Source organism: Pseudomonas sp. FW300-N1A1 (assembly GCF_058789115.1).
In genome coordinates, this window is the sequence record NZ_JBYTBK010000013.1 from 29,513 (window position 1) to 48,616 (window position 19,104).

A 19,104-nucleotide genomic window follows, 5' to 3' on the forward strand; every position below is an offset into this window, starting at 1 on the left:
CCTAAAACGCATTATCTTGTAGCTCACGTTCAAAAAATCCCTAGATGTAGGGTTTTGAGCTGAAAACCAAACACAAATCAGACAAGAAACTCAAGTGCTTTTCTTGCATGTTTTTGGTTGAACCAAACGCTTTTTCAGAAGCCCAAACCGCTCCCGCGGATGGCGACCGTTTTCCAGCTCAAAACAGCGAAAACGGTACGGGTGTTGCAGTCATTTACTGTCACCCAAACAGAATTCGGTTTTCAGCCCCTGGCTTGAAACCAAAGACTTCGGCATGGAAGCGGCGCACGACAGCCCCTTCCTACTGTCCCGAAGTTGTTATGCCCGGCGCTTGCCGGTTGTAGTGCTTCAGGACGGAACGGTGGGCACCGTGATGGTGCCCAAACAAACATAGAGAATGTGGAGACACCCCCCCATGCAAACCGACACAACTCGCGAGAACCCGCAAGGCACCTTGCCGCAGGGCGCTGATTCGAATTCGGATCTGTCCGCCACCGCGCCTGGCCAATTGCGTGTGATCAAGCGTAACGGCACTGTCGTTCCTTACACCGATGACAAAATCACCGTCGCTATCACCAAAGCGTTTCTCGCAGTTGAAGGCGGCACCGCTGCCGCCTCGTCGCGAATCCACGACACCGTTGCCCGCCTGACCGAACAGGTCACCGCGACCTTCAAGCGTCGCATGCCCTCGGGCGGCACCATCCACATCGAAGAAATCCAGGACCAGGTCGAACTGGCCCTGATGCGTGCCGGCGAGCAGAAAGTAGCGCGCGACTACGTGATCTACCGTGACGGTCGTTCGAAAGAACGCGCTGCCCACGCACCGGCCGAAGAAGCGGTCAACGCTCACCCGTCGATCCGCATCACCCGCGCCGATGGCACCTTTGCTCCTCTGGACATGGGCCGCCTGAACACCATCGTGACCGAAGCCTGTGAAGGCCTGGAAGAAGTCGATGGCGACCTGATCCAGCGCGAAACCCTGAAAAACCTGTACGACGGCGTGGCCCTGACCGACGTCAACACCGCCCTGGTGATGACCGCCCGCACCCTGGTCGAGCGTGAGCCAAACTACTCGTTCGTGACCGCTCGCCTGCTGATGGACACCCTGCGTGCCGAAGGCCTGGGCTTCCTCGGCGTCGCCGAGAGCGCCACTCACCACGAAATGGTCGACCTGTACGCCAAGGCACTACCCGCCTATATCGCGAAAGGTATCGAATTCGAATTGCTGAACCCGGTCCTGGCATCCTTCGACCTGGAAAAACTCGGCAAGGCGATCAACCACGAGCGCGACCAGCAGTTCACCTACCTGGGCCTGCAAACCCTGTACGACCGTTACTTCATCCACAAGGATGGCGTGCGCTTCGAACTGCCGCAGATCTTCTTCATGCGCGTGGCCATGGGCCTGGCAATCGAAGAAAAGAACAAAGAAGACCGTGCGATCGAGTTCTACAACCTGTTGTCGTCCTTCGACTACATGTCCTCGACCCCGACCCTGTTCAACGCCGGCACCCTGCGTCCACAGCTGTCGAGCTGCTACCTGACCACCGTGCCGGACGACCTGTCGGGCATCTACCACGCGATCCACGACAACGCCATGCTGTCGAAATTCGCCGGTGGCCTGGGCAACGACTGGACGCCGGTTCGTGCGCTGGGTTCGTACATCAAGGGCACCAACGGCAAGTCGCAAGGCGTGGTTCCGTTCCTCAAAGTAGTGAACGACACCGCCGTCGCCGTTAACCAGGGTGGCAAGCGCAAAGGCGCTGTCTGTGCCTACCTGGAAACCTGGCACATGGACATCGAAGAGTTCATCGAGCTCCGTAAGAACACCGGTGATGACCGTCGTCGTACCCACGACATGAACACCGCCAACTGGATCCCTGACCTGTTCATGAAGCGCGTCTTCGATGACGGCCCGTGGACCCTGTTCTCGCCGTCCGAAGTGCCAGACCTGCACGACCTGACCGGCAAGGCCTTCGAAGAGCGCTACGAGTACTACGAAGCCCTGTCCCAGTACCCCGGCAAGATCAAGCTGTTCAAGACCATCCAGGCCAAAGACCTGTGGCGCAAAATGCTGTCTATGCTGTTTGAAACCGGCCACCCATGGCTGACCTTCAAGGACCCGTGCAACCTGCGCAGCCCGCAGCAGCACGTGGGCGTGGTCCACAGCTCGAACCTGTGCACCGAGATCACGTTGAACACCAACAAGGACGAGATCGCCGTTTGCAACCTGGGTTCGATCAACCTGCCGAACCACATCGTCAACGGCAAGCTGGACACCGCCAAGCTGGAGCGCACCGTCAACACCGCCGTGCGCATGCTCGATAACGTGATCGACATCAACTACTACTCGGTGCCGCAAGCGAAGAACTCCAACTTCAAGCACCGTCCGGTCGGCCTGGGCATCATGGGCTTCCAGGACGCCTTGTACCTGCAGCACATCCCTTACGGCTCCGACGCGGCCGTCGAGTTCGCCGACAAGTCGATGGAAGCGGTCAGCTACTACGCGATCCAGGCTTCCTGCGACCTGGCTGACGAGCGTGGCGCCTACGAGACGTTCCAGGGCTCGCTGTGGTCCAAAGGCATCCTGCCGCTGGATTCGCAACAGATCCTGATCGAACAACGTGGCCAAAAGTACATCGACGTTGACCTGAACGAATCCCTGGACTGGGCACCGGTCCGTGCCCGTGTGCAGAAAGGTATTCGTAACTCCAACATCATGGCCATCGCACCGACCGCCACCATCGCCAACATCACTGGCGTATCGCAGTCGATCGAACCGACCTACCAGAACCTCTACGTGAAATCGAACCTGTCGGGCGAATTCACCGTGATCAACCCGTACCTGGTTCGCGACCTCAAGGCTCGCGGCCTGTGGGACTCGGTCATGATCAACGACCTGAAGTACTACGACGGTTCCGTGCAGCAGATCGAACGCATCCCGCAAGAACTCAAAGAGCTCTACGCGACTGCCTTCGAAGTGGACACCAAGTGGATCGTCGACGCCGCCAGCCGCCGTCAGAAGTGGATCGACCAGGCTCAGTCGCTGAACCTGTACATCGCCGGCGCATCGGGCAAGAAACTCGACGTGACCTACCGCATGGCCTGGTACCGTGGCCTGAAAACCACTTACTACCTCCGTGCCCTGGCCGCGACCAGCACCGAGAAGTCGACCATCAACACCGGTAAGCTGAACGCTGTTTCCAGCGGCGGCAACCACGGTGACGACTCGGTCCTGGCTGCCCCAGCCGGTCCTGCTCCAGTGCCGAAGGCTTGCGCCATCGACGAGCCGGATTGCGAAGCTTGCCAATAAGCTGAGCCGGCAGGCGCCACAAGGCGCCTGCCTGAAACCCCCGATAGCCCCCTGGGTTTATCGGGGGTTTTCTTTTGCCCCGGGAAAAGCACTGACAGCCAGCACCAGCCGCCACGCAAACCGGACCAGCAGGTATCGCCCTCCCCTCCAACCGACGACCACACAGCCTCCAAAGGCTTTGTACAGACGAAAAAAAACGCCTCTTGCGAGGCGTTTCTTTTACCAGCGAGTAACCGGGTTACTCAGCCAGCTTGAAGGTAATGAAGCTGGCACGACCCTGACGCAGAACCCGCATCGACACCGAACGGTTCTTCGGCAACGCCTTGGCGATCTCCGTGAACTCCTTGGCCGAACCGATGGCCTGGTTGTTCAGGTGGGTAATCACATCGCCTGGCTGCAAGCCAATCAGCGCGGCAGGACCCTCCAGCACTTCCTTGATCACAACGCCGCTCTTGAGGTCGAACGCTTTCTTCTGCTCATCACTGAGCTCGACCACGGCCACGCCCAGGCGATTGCTGCTGCGCTCGACACCGGATTTATTAGCAAGGGCATCGAGCTCTTTGCCTTCTTCCGGAATCGCCCCGACGGTCAGCTCGACGTTTTTGCGCTTACCGTCGCGAATCACTTCAAGATTGGCCTTGGCACCAGCCTTCAGCGCACCCACCAGGTGAGGCAGATCCGCCGACATGACAATCGGCTGATCGTTCATGGTCAGAATCACGTCACCAACCTGCAAGCCACCCTTGGCGGCCGGACCATCGTCCTGAATCTGGGCCACCAGCGCACCGGCCGGCTTGTCCAGGCCAAAGGATTCGGCAAGATCCTTGTTCACTTCCTGGATGACCACGCCCAACCAGCCACGGCTCACCTTGCCACCGGCTTTCAGCTGATTGGAGACATCCATGGCAACGTCGATCGGGATGGCGAACGAAACGCCCATGAAGCCACCGGAGCGGGTGTAGATCTGCGAGTTGATCCCCACCACTTCGCCCGCCAGGTTGAACAGCGGACCACCGGAGTTACCCGGATTGATCGGCACGTCGGTCTGGATGAACGGTACATAGTTCTCGTTCGGCAGGCTGCGCCCAATGGCACTGACAATGCCTTGCGTCACGGTGTGGTCAAAGCCGAACGGCGAACCGATGGCCACGACCCATTGCCCGGCTTTCAGATCCTGGGACTTGCCCAGTTTCAGGACCGGCAGGTCCTTGCCTTCGACCTTCAGCAACGCCACGTCGGAACGCGGGTCAGTGCCAATCACTTTGGCCTTGAGCTCACTGCGGTCTGCCAGGCGCACGATAATTTCATCTGCATCGGCGATCACATGGTTGTTGGTCAGGACGTAGCCATCAGGCGAGATGATGAACCCCGAACCGAGGGATTGCGCTTCACGCTGGCGATCACCACGAGGCGGGCGCGTCTGAGGCGGCATGCCTCGCTCGAAAAACTCGCGCAGCATCGGCGGCAAGCCTTCCAGGTCAGGCATCTGCTGATTGGATACCTTGCGCTCGGGCAGTTTCTGGGTGGTGCTGATGTTCACCACCGCGGGTGAGGCCTGCTCAACCAGCTGCGTGAAGTCAGGCAGTTCGGCTGCCTGGGCAGTGACGGTCTGACCCAGCACCAGCACAGTGGCAAAAATGGTCAGGTAGGATTTCAAACGTGGTATCGACATACGGCTCCCGTTACGACGAGCATGGTTAAGCGATATGGAGCAAGAAACACCGGGAAAACATGCACCGGTACTTTTGTTCCGGGAACAACTATACAAGGCCAGAGCCGAGGGACCCTGACCTATAAAAAAATTTAAGGTTTTTTGCAAATTGAAATGCTCACCAAACATTTCGACAGCTCGATTGCGACGTGGACATTGACTGACCTTGTGCACAAACGAGCTGTCGTTCGATGAGCGTCACCGGATCGACTTACTGCTTGACCGTAGCGGCGTCGGTGCGCATGGAGAGCGCAATCCGTTCAGCGGTACCGATGGGAATTTCCCCCACTACCGTGACCATGATCTCGCCCTTGGGAGTGGTCAGGCGCCGGGAAACGGCAACGGTTGGCCCCAGTTGAGTACGGGTATCGGTGACCGCTGCGCCATTGAGCGGCTCAAGGAATACCGAAAAGCGTGCCAGGCCATCGTCATACATCAGGCTGCTGACTTGAACCTTGGTCTGGGGATCCTTGTGCGAACCACTGGCGGTCAGCTCAAAGCCCGGTGGCAACCAGTCGGAATGCCAGTCCTGAGCGGTTTTGACAGCAGACGCCTTGTCGCCTTCGAGCACCAAGGGCTTGCACTCGGCAGTGGCCTGCAGATCGTGATCGCTCGGTACGTCGGCCGTATCCAGGCGAGTGAACTGGAATCGCTCCAGCAACTGCCCTTTTTCATTCAGCAACAATGACTTCAATGGCAGGCCGGTTTCGCGATCCAGGTGCAGTTCGAAACCATAGCGATGCTGGTCACGGGGCGTCAGCGACACAATCACCGCTGGCCGCCCGGCCACGCGCGACTTGCCGATGACGGCAAGGTCGTACCAATTCTTTAGCTTTTGCGAGTCCAGTGCACGAGCAGAGGTATCGGGCGCATCCCCCAGCCCCGCCACCAGGCTGCCGCTGACGCATTGAGTGCGCCCATCAATGCGTACGACTTCCTGGGCCGAGCCGTCGAGCTGAAGCAAACGCTCGAGGACTTTGCCTTCCTGGACACGATGCCAGATGTTGTGGGTAGAAAAACTACCGTTACGCTCGTAAACGAAAGTGCCTTGAAAGCTTTGCTGCTGCTCGGCCTGGCTCAGACGGGTCAACCATTCCTGAGCCTCATCGGCATGGGCTGGAACAACGAACCAGCCGCTAAGCAAAAGCGTAAGTAGAGGTATGGCGCGCATGATCCTCCTTAACGGTTTTCCAGGCTCGCTGCACGAGCGTAAGGCAGGGCACTTTCAGTACCTTTGAGTGCAGCTTGCTGAGCATGTTGACGCAAATAGCCTGGCAGACGCTGATCGTGCCAGCCTGGCTGACCTTGCAATACGCCATTGGCCATGGGACCCGTGGCTTGCGAACTTTCATTGTAGCCTGCCAATACGGCGGGGCCCTTGACTTGAGGAACTGCCAGACCAGGTTGGGTCGATTGCTGGGCCAGTTCGACGCCGGCGATCTCGTCCTGGTTGTACAGGCGCACACCCGCCAGGACAGCAAGAGTCACCGAAGCGGCTACCGCCAGGCGACCCAGGCTGCGCCAAGGTCCGCGACTGGCTTTTGCCGGCACGGCCTCGTCAGCCAGCGCAGCCGAAACGGCCGAAGCAAGGTCAAGACGCGGGATCAGCAAGTCCTTGTGCATGACGGCACGAGCGATCTGGTAGCGAGCCCAGGTTTCGCGGGTTTCAACATCGTCAAAGGCATTCAATACCCGACGCAATTCCAGTTCGTCCGCTTCGTTATCCATCACTGCGGACAGCGATTCCTGCAGGGCTTCACGACTCATGGCGTTCCTCTCTTGGCTGTCGCCGCTGTCTCAGTTTTCCTGCAACAACGGCTGCAGGGCTTTATCGATGGCCTCCCGGGCGCGGAAAATCCGGGAGCGCACGGTACCCACCGGACACTGCATGACGCTCGCAATGTCCTCGTAACTCAGACCGTCGAATTCACGTAAAGTTAAAGCCGTACGCAAATCTTCTGGCAGTTGCTGGATGGTTCGATGGACGGTGCCTTCGATCTCATCGCGTAGCAATGCCCGCTCGGGCGATTCGAGGTCCTTGAGGCCGTGATCGCCATCGTAGAACTCTGCATCCTCGGAACTGACATCGCTATCCGGCGGCCGACGGCCGCGTGAAACCAGATAGTTTTTCGCCGTGTTGATGGCGATACGGTAAAGCCACGTATAAAACGCGCTGTCCCCGCGAAAATTACCAAGTGCACGGTAAGCCTTGATAAAAGCTTCCTGTGCGACATCCTGGGCTTCATGGGTGTCGTGCACAAAACGCACGATCAACCCGAGAATTTTGTGCTGGTATTTCAGCACTAGCAGATCGAACGCACGCTTGTCGCCGCGCTGAACGCGCTCGACCAGCTGCTGATCCTCTTCCTGGGTTAGCATGAACACTCCTCGATAAGCTCGGAGGAGGCTTGCATCACTAATCGATCAGGCTTGCAAACATAGACTCGTGCTTTTCGCAAAAGTTCTCCCCCTCCAGGCAAGTTTCCTGCGTGCTCTGATTTGGCACACACGAAAAGCGCAGCACCGGCTTGGCCGGCTGCGCCAATAATCTTGTCGTCGAATCCATTCGCAAGGACCGAAACACGGATCCTGCGCAAAACCGACGCTGTCCCTTGTCTCAGGTAACCGTCTATTGAGCTTGAGCGCGGTGCAAAAGTTCCCATGTTTTATCGTCGAGCCAAACGGACAATGTGTAACCGTGAAGCGAACATGCGCGCTTTGTCCGCGATAAAGCACGCTTGACGGCCTTTCAACAGGTAAATCACCTGACACAACCTTCAGGCTTTTCCATCACGGTAGTCTCACATTGCCACGAAGGCCCGACTATTGTGCCGATCCACCCCTCTATATACTAGTAGGCTGTGTGGCTGCCTTGACTCGCCGAATCAGGTGTCTTGCGCCAACCCCGACCCGGGTCGCTTTGAGCGGAATCCTGAAATGAGCCAACAGTTTCAACACGATGTTCTGGTGATTGGCAGCGGTGCTGCCGGTTTGAGTCTGGCGCTGACGTTGCCCGACCATTTGCGCATTGCCGTATTGAGCAAAGGCAACCTCGCCAACGGCTCGACCTATTGGGCCCAGGGTGGCGTCGCGGCCGTCCTGGATGACACCGATACCGTTGAATCCCACGTTGACGACACCCTCAACGCTGGCGGCGGCCTGTGCCACGAAGACGCCGTGCGGTTTACCGTCGAGCACAGCCGCGAAGCCATTCAGTGGCTGATCGATCAGGGCGTCCCCTTCACCCGCGACGAACAGTCCGGAACAGAGGACGGCGGTTTCGAATTCCACCTGACCCGCGAGGGCGGCCACAGTCATCGACGCATCATCCACGCCGCCGATGCCACGGGTGCCGCCATCTTCAACACCCTGCTGGCGCAAGCGCGGCTGCGCCCGAACATCGAACTGCTGGAGCAGCGGGTCGCCGTCGACCTGATCACCGAGAAGCGCCTGGGCCTGGCAGGCGATCGCTGCCTTGGCGCCTACGTCCTCAATCGCGACACCGGCGAAGTCGACACCTATGGCGCGCGCTTTGTAATCCTCGCCTCTGGCGGCGCGGCAAAAGTCTACCTCTATACCAGCAACCCCGATGGCGCCTGCGGTGATGGCATTGCCATGGCCTGGCGCTCGGGCTGCCGGGTCGCGAACCTGGAGTTCAACCAGTTCCACCCCACGTGCCTCTATCACCCACAAGCCAAAAGCTTCCTGATCACCGAGGCCCTGCGGGGCGAAGGTGCCCACCTGAAACTGCCGAACGGCGAGCGCTTCATGCAGCGCTTCGACCCCCGGGCCGAACTGGCCCCGCGCGATATCGTCGCCCGGGCCATCGACCACGAGATGAAGCGCCTGGGTATCGACTGCGTCTACCTGGACATCAGCCACAAGCCTGAAGCGTTCATCAAGTCGCACTTCCCGACCATGTACGAGCGCTGCCTGGAATTCTCCATCGACATCACCAAGCAGCCGATCCCGGTGGTTCCGGCCGCGCACTACACCTGTGGCGGGGTCATGGTCGATCAACAGGGGCGCACGGACGTACCCGGGCTGTACGCCATTGGCGAAACCAGCTTCACCGGCCTGCACGGCGCCAACCGCATGGCCAGCAACTCGCTGCTGGAGTGCTTCGTCTACGCCCGCTCGGCGGCCGCGGACATCCTTGAGCAGTTGCCGCACATTGCAATCCCCAACGCTCTGCCCGCCTGGGACGCCAGCCAGGTCACCGACTCCGACGAAGACGTGATCATTGCGCACAACTGGGACGAACTGCGGCGCTTCATGTGGGACTACGTCGGCATCGTGCGCACCAACAAGCGCCTGCAGCGGGCCCAGCACCGCGTGCGCCTGCTGCTGGACGAGATCGACGAGTTCTACAGTAACTACAAGGTCAGCCGGGACTTGATCGAACTGCGCAACCTGGCCCAGGTGGCCGAGCTGATGATTCGCTCAGCCATGGAACGCAAGGAAAGCCGGGGCCTGCACTACACCCTCGACTACCCGGACCTGCTGCCGCAAGCACTGGACACTATTCTGGTGCCGCCCACCTACGCCGACTGAACTTGAGCCGCACCCGCAGGCGCCGGTGGACATCCGCCGCCTGCGCGTCGCGCGGCACGCAGATCGAACGCACCCGCCGCTCCCCACGCAGCCGAAAGCGCAACACCACGATCAATGGCAAGGCCAGGCTGTCAGGGCGCAATTGCACCGCTTGCCAACCGCAGGCCTGACTCCACAACTGCCAGCCATCGGCATCGCGGCGCAAACCACGAATTGCACCGGGGTGAGTCAGCAGAATCTGCCGTGGCAGCACCCACGCCCCATGGGCCAGGCACAGTAAGGCGCCGGGCACGCTTGCCCACCAGGGAACATCGAGGATCAACAGCGAACCCAACGCGAACAGTTGGGCGAGAAGATAAGCCGCCAGCAATTGCCGTGAGGCATGCCAGCGGCATTCAAACGAATTACTTGGGTTGGACACGGTCCAGGATCATGCGAACCATGCGCTGCAATTCAGGATCTTCCGATTCGGAACGCTCCATGAACCAGCCGAACATGTCCTGGTCTTCGCATTCAAGCAGCCTGACATAGCAATCGCGATCAACCTGGTTCAGGTGCGAATAAACCTCTTTGACAAACGGTACCAGCAACACGTCAAGTTCAAGCATGCCGCGACGGCTGTGCCAGTAGAGGCGATTGAGTTCAACATCTTCGACCATGGAGCGCTCCTCAAATAGAGCGCAAGTATACAGCCCCTGCCCCGCTCGAACAGTCGGCTTTGGTCGGTCACCCGCGCCCCTTTGTGAACTACCCATTTCAACAGCGCGCCCTTATGATGTCCCCCAGACTTTTTTACCCTGCGATGACCCATGGCCGATTCCGCTTTTTTCTGCACCTTGTCCCATGAAGGCGTTCTCGCCGTCCGAGGCTCCGACGCCAGCAAGTTTCTTCAAGGGCAATTGACCTGCAACCTCAACTACCTGAGCGACACCCGGGCCAGCCTCGGTGCGCGCTGCACCCAGAAAGGCCGCATGCAGTCGAGCTTTCGCATCCTGCTGGAAGGTGACGGGGTGGTGATGGCGATGGCCAGCGAGTTGCTGGAGCCACAACTGGCGGACCTGAAAAAATACGCCGTGTTCTCCAAGTCCAGACTCACCGATGAAAGCGCTGCCTGGGTTCGCTTCGGCCTGGCCGATGCCGACGCTGCACTGGCGGCTCTCGGGCTCGACGTGCCCGTGGAAACCGACTCGGTAGTGCGTCACAACGGCTTGATCGCCATTCGCGTCTCCCCTGGTCGCACCGAACTCTGGGCCTCCGCCGACCAGGCGCAATCCCTGACCGAAAAACTCTCGCCAACACTGGCCCAGGGTACGCTCAACGATTGGCTGCTGGGCCAGGTCCGCGCCGGCATCGGCCAGGTCATGCCAGGCACCCGCGAGCTGTTCATCCCGCAAATGCTCAACCTGCAAGCCGTGGGCGGCGTCAGCTTCAAGAAAGGCTGCTACACCGGCCAGGAAATCGTCGCGCGCATGCAGTACCTGGGCAAGCTCAAGCGCCGCCTGTATCGCCTGCAACTGGGCACCAGCGAACTGCCCGAGCCCGGCACCGCCCTGTTCTCCCCGACCCATGGCAGCTCCATCGGTGAAGTGGTGATCGCCGCCCACGCCGGCCAGGGCATTGAACTGCTCGCCGTGCTGCAAGCCGAAGCCGTCGACAGCGCCGACCTGCACCTGGGCGCGCTTGAAGGGCCCGCCCTGCACCTGCTCGACCTGCCTTACCAACTGGATCGCGATCTTGAGATCCAGCGTTAAAGCGTTAATAAGCAGCACCTTTTGGCAACACCCTAGAGAAACGAAATGAGCGAGCTGGCGGAAAAGATCCAACAGGACTTGGTTGAGGCCATCGATAATGATGACCTGGTTCTGCCAACGTTACCGGAAGTGGCCCTGCAGATTCGCCGGGCCGCTGAAGACCCGGACGTCAGTGTCACCACTCTGAGCAAAGTCATCGGTCGTGACACCGCCTTGTCGGCGCGCCTGATCAAAGTGGTCAACAGCCCGATGCTGCGCGCCGCCCAGGAAGTGACCGACCTACACGCGGCCATCACCCGGCTGGGCGTCAACTACAGCAGCAACCTGGCTATCGGCCTGGTCATGGAGCAGATTTTCCATGCCCGGTCCGAGGTGGTGGAACAGAAGATGCGCGATGTCTGGCGCAAGAGCCTGCAAATCGCCGGTATCAGCTACGCCCTGTGCCGCAGCCACACCCAACTGAAACCGGACCAGGCCGCACTGGGCGGGCTGGTGCACCAGATCGGCGTACTGCCGATCCTGACCTACGCCGAAGACCACTACGAGCTGTTGTCCGACCCCGTGAGCCTCAACCACGTGATCGAGCACATTCATCCCCTGCTCGGTGACAAACTGCTGCAAGTCTGGGAGTTCCCGGAAATGCTGGCCAAGCTGCCGGGCCAGTACCTGGACCTCAAGCGTCAGCCCCGGCAGGTTGATTATGTCGACCTCGTGCAAATGGCAACCATCTACGGCCACCAAGACACTGATCATCCTCTGGCACAGATTGATATCACCAGCCTGCCAGCCTTCAAGCGACTCGGTCTCGACCCGAACAACCCGCTGCTGAGCAACGACCTGGAAGAGTCACAGTCGATGTTTTATTGAGCGGGCGCGCCAGCAGGGGCAGGGTTTGCGTGAGTCTCTCGGCAACCCCGTCCCAACCCAGCAAAAAATTCCCGATCCCCGGCAAAAAAATTCTATGCCGGCCAAAGCCCCATAAATGCTCGCTCCGTCTTGAGAAGCGCCCTCAATGGCCGCTTGCTAGGCTATTTCGTCGCACCACAAGCACAAAAAAACACCTATAATGCGCCGGTAAATCGGGCCTGCAACACCTCCTTACATGAGAGTGAAAGCCACGCTGAAGCCACCACCGGAACTGACCCTGTCGATTCCGCCCTTCAGCGACTTCAGGACACCCGTAGACATTTCTGTTTTTTGCCTGCGTTCTGCTGCAACAAAACGATTCCTTTAGATCCATCGCGGCCACCACGCCGTGTGAACAACCGACCATCAGAGTTGTCACACGGGCATCTGGCCCTCACGCAGGAGACGACACGTCATGCTGAGCTGGGACGAATTCGACAAAGAAGACGGCGAAGTTGTCGCCAAGGGCGCCAATGCTGGCCACGCTACAGAAGCCAACATGGACCGCCTCGACAGCGCCGGTGGTGCTGCAGCGCTTGAAGCGCGCGCCGTAACCGCCACCGACTCGGCCGCGATCATTCGCGCCAAGGCCGCCCTCGACAAACTCGACATCGCCGAAGGCCTGGCCGAACTCGAAGGCGCCTCCGCCCGCGTTGCGGTCGACGAGAAGCGCATGATCAACTGCCGCGCCGACCTCAACCAACTCGTCCCGTTCAAGTACGACTGGGCCTGGCAGAAGTACCTGGACGGTTGCGCAAACCACTGGATGCCGCAAGAAGTCAACATGACCGCCGACATCGCCCTCTGGAAAAACCCGGAAGGCCTGACCGACGACGAGCGCCGCATCGTGATGCGCAACCTGGGCTTCTTCTCCACCGCCGACTCCCTGGTTGCCAACAACCTGGTACTGGCCGTGTACCGCCTGATCACCAACCCGGAATGCCGCCAGTACATCCTGCGCCAGGCGTTCGAAGAGGCGATCCACACTCACGCCTACCAGTACTGCATCGAATCGCTGGCCATGGATGAAGGCGAGATCTTCAACATGTACCACGAGATCCCGTCGGTCGCTAAAAAAGCCACCTGGGGCCTGAAGTACACCCGTTCGATCTCCGATCCGAAGTTCGAAACCGGCACCGTCGAAACTGACAAGGAGTTGCTGCGCAACCTGATCGCCTACTACTGCGTTCTGGAAGGCATCTTCTTCTACTGCGGCTTCACCCAGATCCTCTCCATGGGCCGCCGCAACAAAATGACCGGCGTCGCCGAGCAGTTCCAGTACATCCTGCGCGACGAATCCATGCACCTGAACTTCGGCATCGACGTGATCAACCAGATCAAAATCGAAAACCCGCACCTGTGGGACGCTGAAATGAAGGAAGAAGCCTCGCAGATGATCCTGCAAGGCACCCAGCTGGAAATCGAATACGCCCGCGACACCATGCCTCGCGGCGTACTGGGCATGAACGCAGCGATGATGGAGGACTACCTCAAATTCATCGCCAACCGTCGCCTGTCGCAGATCGGCCTGAAGGAAGAGTACCCAGGGACGACCAACCCGTTCCCGTGGATGAGCGAGATCATGGACTTGAAGAAAGAGAAGAACTTCTTTGAGACTCGGGTTATTGAGTATCAGACAGGTGGGGCGTTGAGCTGGGATTGATTCCTGGGGCTCATCTCTACTGAGTCAATGACCTGTGAAAGCCCTGAGCATGTGATGTGCTCAGGGCTTTTTTGTGGTCGAGATAAAAAGCCTGCTTTCTTGGCTACGGGATTACTTCCGAAAGACACAGCCTGATTCTTTGAAGGTAGCAACACTTCAGCCTGTAGGAAATTTCGTAGACAGCCATGATGGCCTCTCAGTATCGTCCGAAGGTATTCAACCCTCGGCGATTGTATGGATATCGAAAAAGAAAAGAATGACTGGAGCGACGAGGAACTGGAAGCTGCAGTCGAAGGCTACTTGAAGATGTTGGCGATCGAGAAAAGTGACCAGAAGCTCAATAAGGCCCACGAGAATCGCCTTTTGCGCGAGGGGGTGCTGATGAATCGCAGCAGAGTCTCCATCGAGTATCGAATGCGTAATATTTCCACCGTACTCCATGATTTGTGCCTGCCTTACATTGTTGGATATCTGCCCGCTAAACATCTTGGCGCTGGAGTCACCCAACGCGTACGAGCAGCGATGATTGCAAAAGGTGCTTTCGATCCTGACGACTATGCACCTACTGCGAATGATCAAACGTTGAACACGAAGGTTCAAAAGCTTGAGCAGAGAGAGTTCATAGGCATCCCGCGAGGTATCGATAAACCACAACGGTTGAACGGTACGATCTCCACGTTCTTCCGCGATCCTCTGGTTAAAACTTGGGTATTGAAGGAGGCGAATGGCGTCTGTGAAGGCTGTGGTCAAGACGCACCGTTCAAGCAGGCTAACGGATCGCACTTTCTTGAGCTTCATCATGTTAAGCATTTGGCAGACCTTGGGTCGGATCGTCCTAGCAATGCTGTGGCGCTGTGCCCGAACTGTCATCGGCGTTGTCACTATTCGAGCGACCGGGATGAGTTCACTGCTTCGCTTTATACGAAGGTAAAGCGGTTAAAGCCTGAATAACTGACTGCTTGAGATTTGTGGCGAGGGAGCTTGCTCCCGCTCGGCTGCGGAGCAGTCGCCGAGCAAACACCTTGATCTGTCTGATGTATCGCGCTAGCCGGTTTTGGGGCTGCTGCGCAGCCCAGCGGGAGCAAGCTCCCTCGCCAGAGTAAGTTGCGTTGCCACAGAGTGAGTGCAGGGCATATGGATCGAGTTGATGCTCGGAATCGCGAGCAAGCTCACTCCCACAGGTTTGGTGTTTTACCGCAGATTTTGTGGTGTATTGAAAACAGTCAGTGCAACCCGTCCCACCTTCCGCTGTTAATCTCCTCCCCCCTCAAGGACCCGAGCCCGCCATGAAATTCGACCTCGCCTACTGCCTCAGCCTCGACGCCAAGCTGTCGATCTATGACGTGCGCGATCTGAATTTCGACGAGACGATGGCCTTCGATTCCGCCCGGGAGCACTTCCAGTGCCCCAACGATGCCTGTCGGGCGGCGTTGGGTGAGGCGAATGTGCTGGGGACGTTCAATGCCAAGAACGTGAACTACATCAGGACGCCGCACTTCAAGAACGTACCCAGCACCCGGCACATTGAAAGTTGTCCTTATGCCAGCCTCAAGACACCAGGTTCCGAAGGGGCGGAAACGGACGATGGGCCGGAGGAACATTTTCCGTCGGAGTTGCTGCTGACCCGGCGTCAGTATGTGCGCAAGCCTCCCAGTCCGAAGACGGCGACAGATGGGGGGCAGGCTGAGTCGGAAACGCCTTCACCCGCCCGCCACATCGAACACCCTACCCAGGATTCGGCACCGGACAAGACCAGTGTCTTTGCCCATCCCGTGGAGTGCTTCGTTTCGAACTTCGATAACAAGGACTTGCTCAAGCGTATGCCGCTGAAGATCGGTGAGCATACGGCGTCTTACGGCGCGTTCTTCAAGAAGATCGAATACCTGCTGGACAACAAGGGGCTGATTTACTGGGGCAAGATCAAGGCAATCAAGGACTACAAGACCAGTTTCCGCATCGATTTCGAAAAGAAGGTCTGGCTCGACAAGAAGCCTTACTCGGTGAACGTTTACCTGAGCAAAAGCCTGATAGAGAACTACCGCAAGCGCAAAGCCTTCCTGGAGGAGATCAAGAGCGCCATTGGCAGCGAGCGGGAGTTGTTTTGCTTTTTCTATGGTGTGACGCCGGAGTTGAAACAGGTGCCGAGCAAGAAAAACCCCGAGCAGACGTTCGGGGTATTCAGTGGCGATATCGAGAATCTGGATCACTTCATCATTCGGGAGGTACCGGGGTTGGAGGGGAAGTGATCGTGGGCTCGCAGAACGCGTTAAGCATTCCGTTTCGCCTCAACCCGAATGAAGACGACTTTCCAGCTCCCTGATTTCCCGCTTCACCTCTTTGCTCCGATCACGGGCTGTCTGGATGCCTGGTTCATCAAGGCCGCAGTAGGCGCGCAACCAGTGCACCATCATTTCCTCATTAGGAGAGAAGTAGTCTTTACGGCCCTTGCTGATTCTCAAGGTATCGTTCATCTGCGCGTCAAAGCGGTCAGCCGCAATCTCGTCCGGCGGTAAAGTACCCCACTCCGCAGCGCAGTCCTCGAAGAGCCAGGCAATGTCGTCGATGTGCTTTTGCGCACCGCGATGGCGGCGCCTGTACAGCATGTACTGACGATTGCTCTCCTCGAAACGTTCCATCATGGGCTCGTCGTTGACCCATTGAAGGACATCGTGCTGCAGCGCATGACGCATCAAGCCGTAAATCCAGCGATTAGTAAAACGTTGGATAAACGATTCAACATCAGCTTTTTTGGCGTCCGCAAAAATCATGCAATAACGTGTTTGTATATGAATCACAAACAGCACGTGTTTGCGCTGAACAATGATCGCATGAACCAACCACTGCTCCGCCGAATCCCTCCTCTCATCCTCTTCAACGGTGGACGAGGACGGCTGATGATCCACGGGGGTGATTGTTTTGCCCTTGTGGACGCGGCTGAAAAATTTGCTGGCCGCTTCGGTGCAGTTGAAGATCAACATGCCGGGTCCTCTGATTAATACGGTGTGCGACGCTCAATTCTCTCGCACGATCTCTGAAACCCATTCAAGCTCGTAGGGCTGACGAACAATGTTAGCAATCTCCTCAAGCGCCGTTTCGCTGAGAACCGACAACTCCGCATCGGTCAGCAAGTCATGCATAACCATCATCCTCAGCGCTGGTAATGCACGAGAGCGGCTATAGGTGTCAAAGGTTCGGATGATGTCTTTGTCCCGATCATGGAGAAGGCGGTAAAGCATTCCGTACCGGGCGTGAGCCGAGAGCGCACCGTGCTGGGCAATAGTCTCGGCATCGGCCAACACACCCAGACAAAAACGATCGAGCGCCAGCTTGTGCAACTCCTTGAACGACTTCCAATCCTTTTCGCTGATTGACATGGCAACGTCTCCTACAAAGGTCATGAACGGTGCCTGCGCCTATTCTGCGGCAAAAACCTCGCAGAACTATCCAACCCACAGGCCAAGCATCACCAGTACCAACAAACCAATATAGACCCGCGCATGCACCCGATCCGGTATCCGTCCGATCCACGGCGTGGCCAAGTGAATCCCGAGCATCGAACCCAGGGTCAACAGTGCGAAAGCCAGCAGGTCGACGTAGCCGATAAACCAGGGCCCCAGATCGAATTGAGTGAAACCGGTCATGGCCATGTAGGTCAATGTTCCGGCCAATGCCACTGGCAGGCTCAATGGGTTGGCCATCGACGTTGCCTGCGACATGCTTAGGCCGCACCGCCGCAACAAGGGTACCGTCATGACACTGCCACCGACACCGAGAAACGTCGCAATCGTACCAATGATGACACCGCCACCAGTGGCTTCCGCCCCGCCCAATCGTCGTGGAGAAATGCCTTCGGTCGAGGTGAGAAAACCACGCCGCACTAGGCAATCCACAATGGTGACGCCCAAATAAGCAATGAACGCGTAACGGATCACGTCACCTTCCAGCGACATCGCCGCAACGGCACCAAAAATGGCGCCCAGGCCGATGAATCCGCCAAGCGGCCACAGGTAATGGCGAATGAGGTTACCCGCGCGCCGGTGTTTTCCGGTGGCGACCATGGCGTTGACGATCATCACGCAGGTCGAGGTGGCGACGGCGATATGCATGGCTGATTGGCTGACCGGGTCGGCTGCATCATGGTTAAACATCAACATCCGATACAGCAACGGCACCACAACGAAGCCACCACCAAAGCCGAACAGCACGGCGGTGACGCCGGTCATACAGCCAAAAATCGCCAGTAGAAGATAAAACATTGAGCCGCATCCATCGGTTGAGTGGACTCAACAATAGAGGCACAGTACTTGGCCTGCTTACGCAACAATGCCAATAGTGATCGCGTTTACGCCAGCCGCCGGATATTTACCTCATGCGCAATACTTCAATCGACGTGCTCGATCAAACGCCGCGTACGGTGGTAGCGATTGGCACGGATTATCCCAACGGGCACCTACTGCCACGTCACAGCCATCGTCGTTCGCAGTTGCTGTACGGCGCCACGGGGGTGATGCAGGTCAGCACGTTCGATGGCAGCTGGGTCGTTCCGCCACAGCGTGCCGTGTGGATTCCTGCAGATGTGCCACATGAGGTGCTGATGCTTGGCGTCAGCACTCGCAGTCTGTACATCGAACCGACTCCCATACTCGCTTTTGGCCGCGGTTGCCAGGTGATCGAGGTATCGCCCTTACTGCGTCAGTTGCTGCTGGAAGCGGTGGAGTTGCCGCTTGAGTACGCCGAAACGGGACGCGACGCTGCATTGATCAGTTTGTTGCTGCATGAACTGGCACGCAGCGCCCATCTGCCTCTGCACATTCCGCTTCCAGCGGACAAACGCCTGCTCGCACTGTGCCAGAGCTTCCTTCAACAGCCCGACACCCACCAATCTCCCCAGTATTGGGCCGATCAACTGCACGTCAGCCTTCGTACTTTCAACCGGTTGTTTCGACAGCAGACCACATTGAGCTTCAGCCAATGGCGGCAGCGCGCCCGCGTCATCCTCGCCCTCGCCCGGCTCGCAGCAGGTGAGCCGGTGACGCGGATTGCCCTGGATTCCGGATACGAAAGCCCGGCAGCGTTTTCGACGATGTTCCGTCGGGTACTGGGACAAGCACCCACCGCCTACCTCGAAGCCGCGAAATAGCACCCATCAAAAAATTGAGTTTGATCCGGACGCAAAACAACTGTACAAAAACACAGTACTTATTGATTT

General features: G+C 58.1%; 17 protein-coding genes. 8 read left to right on the plus strand and 9 right to left on the minus strand.

From position 1 onward, the window contains the following. The first annotated feature begins 415 nt into the window (after positions 1 to 415). Positions 416 to 3,310 (plus strand): ribonucleoside-diphosphate reductase subunit alpha, encoded by a 2,895-nt coding sequence (locus tag AC3WQN_RS11675; protein WP_103399490.1) that lies wholly within the window; start codon positions 416 to 418, stop codon positions 3,308 to 3,310. Between the two features lie 238 nt (positions 3,311 to 3,548). Here the strand turns inward: AC3WQN_RS11675 and AC3WQN_RS11680 are convergent, their stop codons facing one another. The 4 genes from AC3WQN_RS11680 to rpoE all read right to left on the minus strand — a co-directional run bounded on the left by AC3WQN_RS11680 (position 3,549) and on the right by rpoE (position 7,400). Further along, the gene (locus AC3WQN_RS11680; protein WP_103399491.1) at positions 3,549 to 4,982 is read right to left on the minus strand and encodes a DegQ family serine endoprotease; all 1,434 of its coding nucleotides are present in this window, start codon (positions 4,980 to 4,982) and stop codon (positions 3,549 to 3,551) included. A 250-nt stretch (positions 4,983 to 5,232) separates the two neighbouring features. Then, the gene (locus AC3WQN_RS11685; RefSeq protein WP_103399492.1) at positions 5,233 to 6,192 is read right to left on the minus strand and encodes a MucB/RseB C-terminal domain-containing protein; all 960 of its coding nucleotides are present in this window, start codon (positions 6,190 to 6,192) and stop codon (positions 5,233 to 5,235) included. A gap of 8 nt (positions 6,193 to 6,200) precedes the next feature. Continuing rightward, on the minus strand, positions 6,201 to 6,788 hold the full coding sequence (locus AC3WQN_RS11690) for a sigma-E factor negative regulatory protein (protein WP_103399493.1): 588 nt from the start codon (positions 6,786 to 6,788) through the stop codon (positions 6,201 to 6,203). A 30-nt stretch (positions 6,789 to 6,818) separates the two neighbouring features. Next, a complete protein-coding gene (gene rpoE, locus AC3WQN_RS11695) occupies positions 6,819 to 7,400 on the minus strand; it encodes an RNA polymerase sigma factor RpoE/AlgU (protein WP_003172477.1) in 582 nt (193 codons plus the stop codon). Between the two features lie 558 nt (positions 7,401 to 7,958). On the opposite strand from rpoE, the gene nadB reads away from it, so the two are divergent. Beyond that, positions 7,959 to 9,575: an L-aspartate oxidase gene (nadB, locus tag AC3WQN_RS11700; RefSeq protein ID WP_103399494.1), complete on the plus strand. Its 1,617-nt coding sequence runs from the start codon at positions 7,959 to 7,961 to the stop codon at positions 9,573 to 9,575. On the opposite strand, the gene AC3WQN_RS11705 is transcribed toward nadB, so the two are convergent. Together AC3WQN_RS11705 and AC3WQN_RS11710 are read right to left on the minus strand one after the other, a co-directional pair. After that, positions 9,544 to 9,996: a protein YgfX gene (locus AC3WQN_RS11705; protein WP_103399495.1), complete on the minus strand. Its 453-nt coding sequence runs from the start codon at positions 9,994 to 9,996 to the stop codon at positions 9,544 to 9,546. The genes nadB and AC3WQN_RS11705 overlap by 32 nt on opposite strands. Beyond that, positions 9,980 to 10,234 carry an FAD assembly factor SdhE gene (locus AC3WQN_RS11710; RefSeq protein WP_103399496.1) on the minus strand — a complete coding sequence of 85 codons (255 nt, stop codon included), beginning with the start codon at positions 10,232 to 10,234 and terminating at the stop codon, positions 9,980 to 9,982. The genes AC3WQN_RS11705 and AC3WQN_RS11710 overlap by 17 nt, the downstream gene beginning before the upstream one ends. A gap of 150 nt (positions 10,235 to 10,384) precedes the next feature. Here AC3WQN_RS11710 and ygfZ point away from each other — a divergent pair, with 150 nt between their 5' ends. The 5 genes from ygfZ (at position 10,385) to AC3WQN_RS11735 (ending at position 16,141) form a co-directional block, all read left to right on the plus strand. Next, positions 10,385 to 11,326 carry a CAF17-like 4Fe-4S cluster assembly/insertion protein YgfZ gene (gene ygfZ / locus AC3WQN_RS11715; protein ID WP_103399497.1) on the plus strand — a complete coding sequence of 314 codons (942 nt, stop codon included), beginning with the start codon at positions 10,385 to 10,387 and terminating at the stop codon, positions 11,324 to 11,326. Between the two features lie 45 nt (positions 11,327 to 11,371). Then, entirely contained in the window at positions 11,372 to 12,193 is an 822-nt protein-coding gene (locus AC3WQN_RS11720) for an HDOD domain-containing protein (RefSeq protein WP_103399498.1), read from the plus strand. Between the two features lie 454 nt (positions 12,194 to 12,647). Next, positions 12,648 to 13,895, plus strand: coding sequence for a ribonucleotide-diphosphate reductase subunit beta (locus AC3WQN_RS11725; protein ID WP_027619933.1), 1,248 nt, complete (start codon positions 12,648 to 12,650; stop codon positions 13,893 to 13,895). Between the two features lie 234 nt (positions 13,896 to 14,129). Then, positions 14,130 to 14,846, plus strand: coding sequence for an HNH endonuclease (locus AC3WQN_RS11730; RefSeq protein ID WP_103399499.1), 717 nt, complete (start codon positions 14,130 to 14,132; stop codon positions 14,844 to 14,846). Between the two features lie 335 nt (positions 14,847 to 15,181). Next, a complete protein-coding gene (locus AC3WQN_RS11735; RefSeq protein ID WP_103399501.1) occupies positions 15,182 to 16,141 on the plus strand; it encodes a hypothetical protein in 960 nt (319 codons plus the stop codon). Between the two features lie 39 nt (positions 16,142 to 16,180). Here AC3WQN_RS11735 and AC3WQN_RS11740 read toward each other — a convergent pair whose 3' ends face one another. From AC3WQN_RS11740 to AC3WQN_RS11750, 3 genes are all read right to left on the minus strand, one after another. After that, positions 16,181 to 16,873, minus strand: coding sequence for a DUF6933 domain-containing protein (locus AC3WQN_RS11740; protein WP_103399502.1), 693 nt, complete (start codon positions 16,871 to 16,873; stop codon positions 16,181 to 16,183). Between the two features lie 33 nt (positions 16,874 to 16,906). Further along, complete coding sequence (locus tag AC3WQN_RS11745) at positions 16,907 to 17,269, minus strand: hypothetical protein (RefSeq protein WP_103399503.1); 363 nt, start codon at positions 17,267 to 17,269, stop codon at positions 16,907 to 16,909. A 66-nt stretch (positions 17,270 to 17,335) separates the two neighbouring features. Beyond that, on the minus strand, positions 17,336 to 18,151 hold the full coding sequence (locus AC3WQN_RS11750; protein ID WP_103399504.1) for a sulfite exporter TauE/SafE family protein: 816 nt from the start codon (positions 18,149 to 18,151) through the stop codon (positions 17,336 to 17,338). Between the two features lie 113 nt (positions 18,152 to 18,264). Here AC3WQN_RS11750 and AC3WQN_RS11755 point away from each other — a divergent pair, with 113 nt between their 5' ends. Then, positions 18,265 to 19,035 carry an AraC family transcriptional regulator gene (locus AC3WQN_RS11755; RefSeq protein ID WP_103399505.1) on the plus strand — a complete coding sequence of 257 codons (771 nt, stop codon included), beginning with the start codon at positions 18,265 to 18,267 and terminating at the stop codon, positions 19,033 to 19,035. Positions 19,036 to 19,104 lie beyond the last annotated feature (69 nt).

What these genes read in the sequence shown, in the direction of transcription:
- AC3WQN_RS11685 (WP_103399492.1), bottom strand. Translation starts at nt 6,192, where the DNA reads ATGCGCGCCATACCTCTACTTACGCTTTTGCTTAGCGGCTGGTTCGTT.
- AC3WQN_RS11745 (WP_103399503.1), bottom strand. Translation starts at nt 17,269, where the DNA reads ATGTCAATCAGCGAAAAGGATTGGAAGTCGTTCAAGGAGTTGCACAAG.
- AC3WQN_RS11735 (WP_103399501.1), top strand. Translation starts at nt 15,182, where the DNA reads ATGAAATTCGACCTCGCCTACTGCCTCAGCCTCGACGCCAAGCTGTCG.
- AC3WQN_RS11725 (WP_027619933.1), top strand. Translation starts at nt 12,648, where the DNA reads ATGCTGAGCTGGGACGAATTCGACAAAGAAGACGGCGAAGTTGTCGCC.
- AC3WQN_RS11730 (WP_103399499.1), top strand. Translation starts at nt 14,130, where the DNA reads ATGGATATCGAAAAAGAAAAGAATGACTGGAGCGACGAGGAACTGGAA.
- AC3WQN_RS11750 (WP_103399504.1), bottom strand. Translation starts at nt 18,151, where the DNA reads ATGTTTTATCTTCTACTGGCGATTTTTGGCTGTATGACCGGCGTCACC.
- AC3WQN_RS11690 (WP_103399493.1), bottom strand. Translation starts at nt 6,788, where the DNA reads ATGAGTCGTGAAGCCCTGCAGGAATCGCTGTCCGCAGTGATGGATAAC.
- rpoE (WP_003172477.1), bottom strand. Translation starts at nt 7,400, where the DNA reads ATGCTAACCCAGGAAGAGGATCAGCAGCTGGTCGAGCGCGTTCAGCGC.
- AC3WQN_RS11710 (WP_103399496.1), bottom strand. Translation starts at nt 10,234, where the DNA reads ATGGTCGAAGATGTTGAACTCAATCGCCTCTACTGGCACAGCCGTCGC.
- AC3WQN_RS11680 (WP_103399491.1), bottom strand. Translation starts at nt 4,982, where the DNA reads ATGTCGATACCACGTTTGAAATCCTACCTGACCATTTTTGCCACTGTG.
- AC3WQN_RS11720 (WP_103399498.1), top strand. Translation starts at nt 11,372, where the DNA reads ATGAGCGAGCTGGCGGAAAAGATCCAACAGGACTTGGTTGAGGCCATC.
- nadB (WP_103399494.1), top strand. Translation starts at nt 7,959, where the DNA reads ATGAGCCAACAGTTTCAACACGATGTTCTGGTGATTGGCAGCGGTGCT.
- AC3WQN_RS11740 (WP_103399502.1), bottom strand. Translation starts at nt 16,873, where the DNA reads ATGTTGATCTTCAACTGCACCGAAGCGGCCAGCAAATTTTTCAGCCGC.
- ygfZ (WP_103399497.1), top strand. Translation starts at nt 10,385, where the DNA reads ATGGCCGATTCCGCTTTTTTCTGCACCTTGTCCCATGAAGGCGTTCTC.
- AC3WQN_RS11755 (WP_103399505.1), top strand. Translation starts at nt 18,265, where the DNA reads ATGCGCAATACTTCAATCGACGTGCTCGATCAAACGCCGCGTACGGTG.
- AC3WQN_RS11675 (WP_103399490.1), top strand. Translation starts at nt 416, where the DNA reads ATGCAAACCGACACAACTCGCGAGAACCCGCAAGGCACCTTGCCGCAG.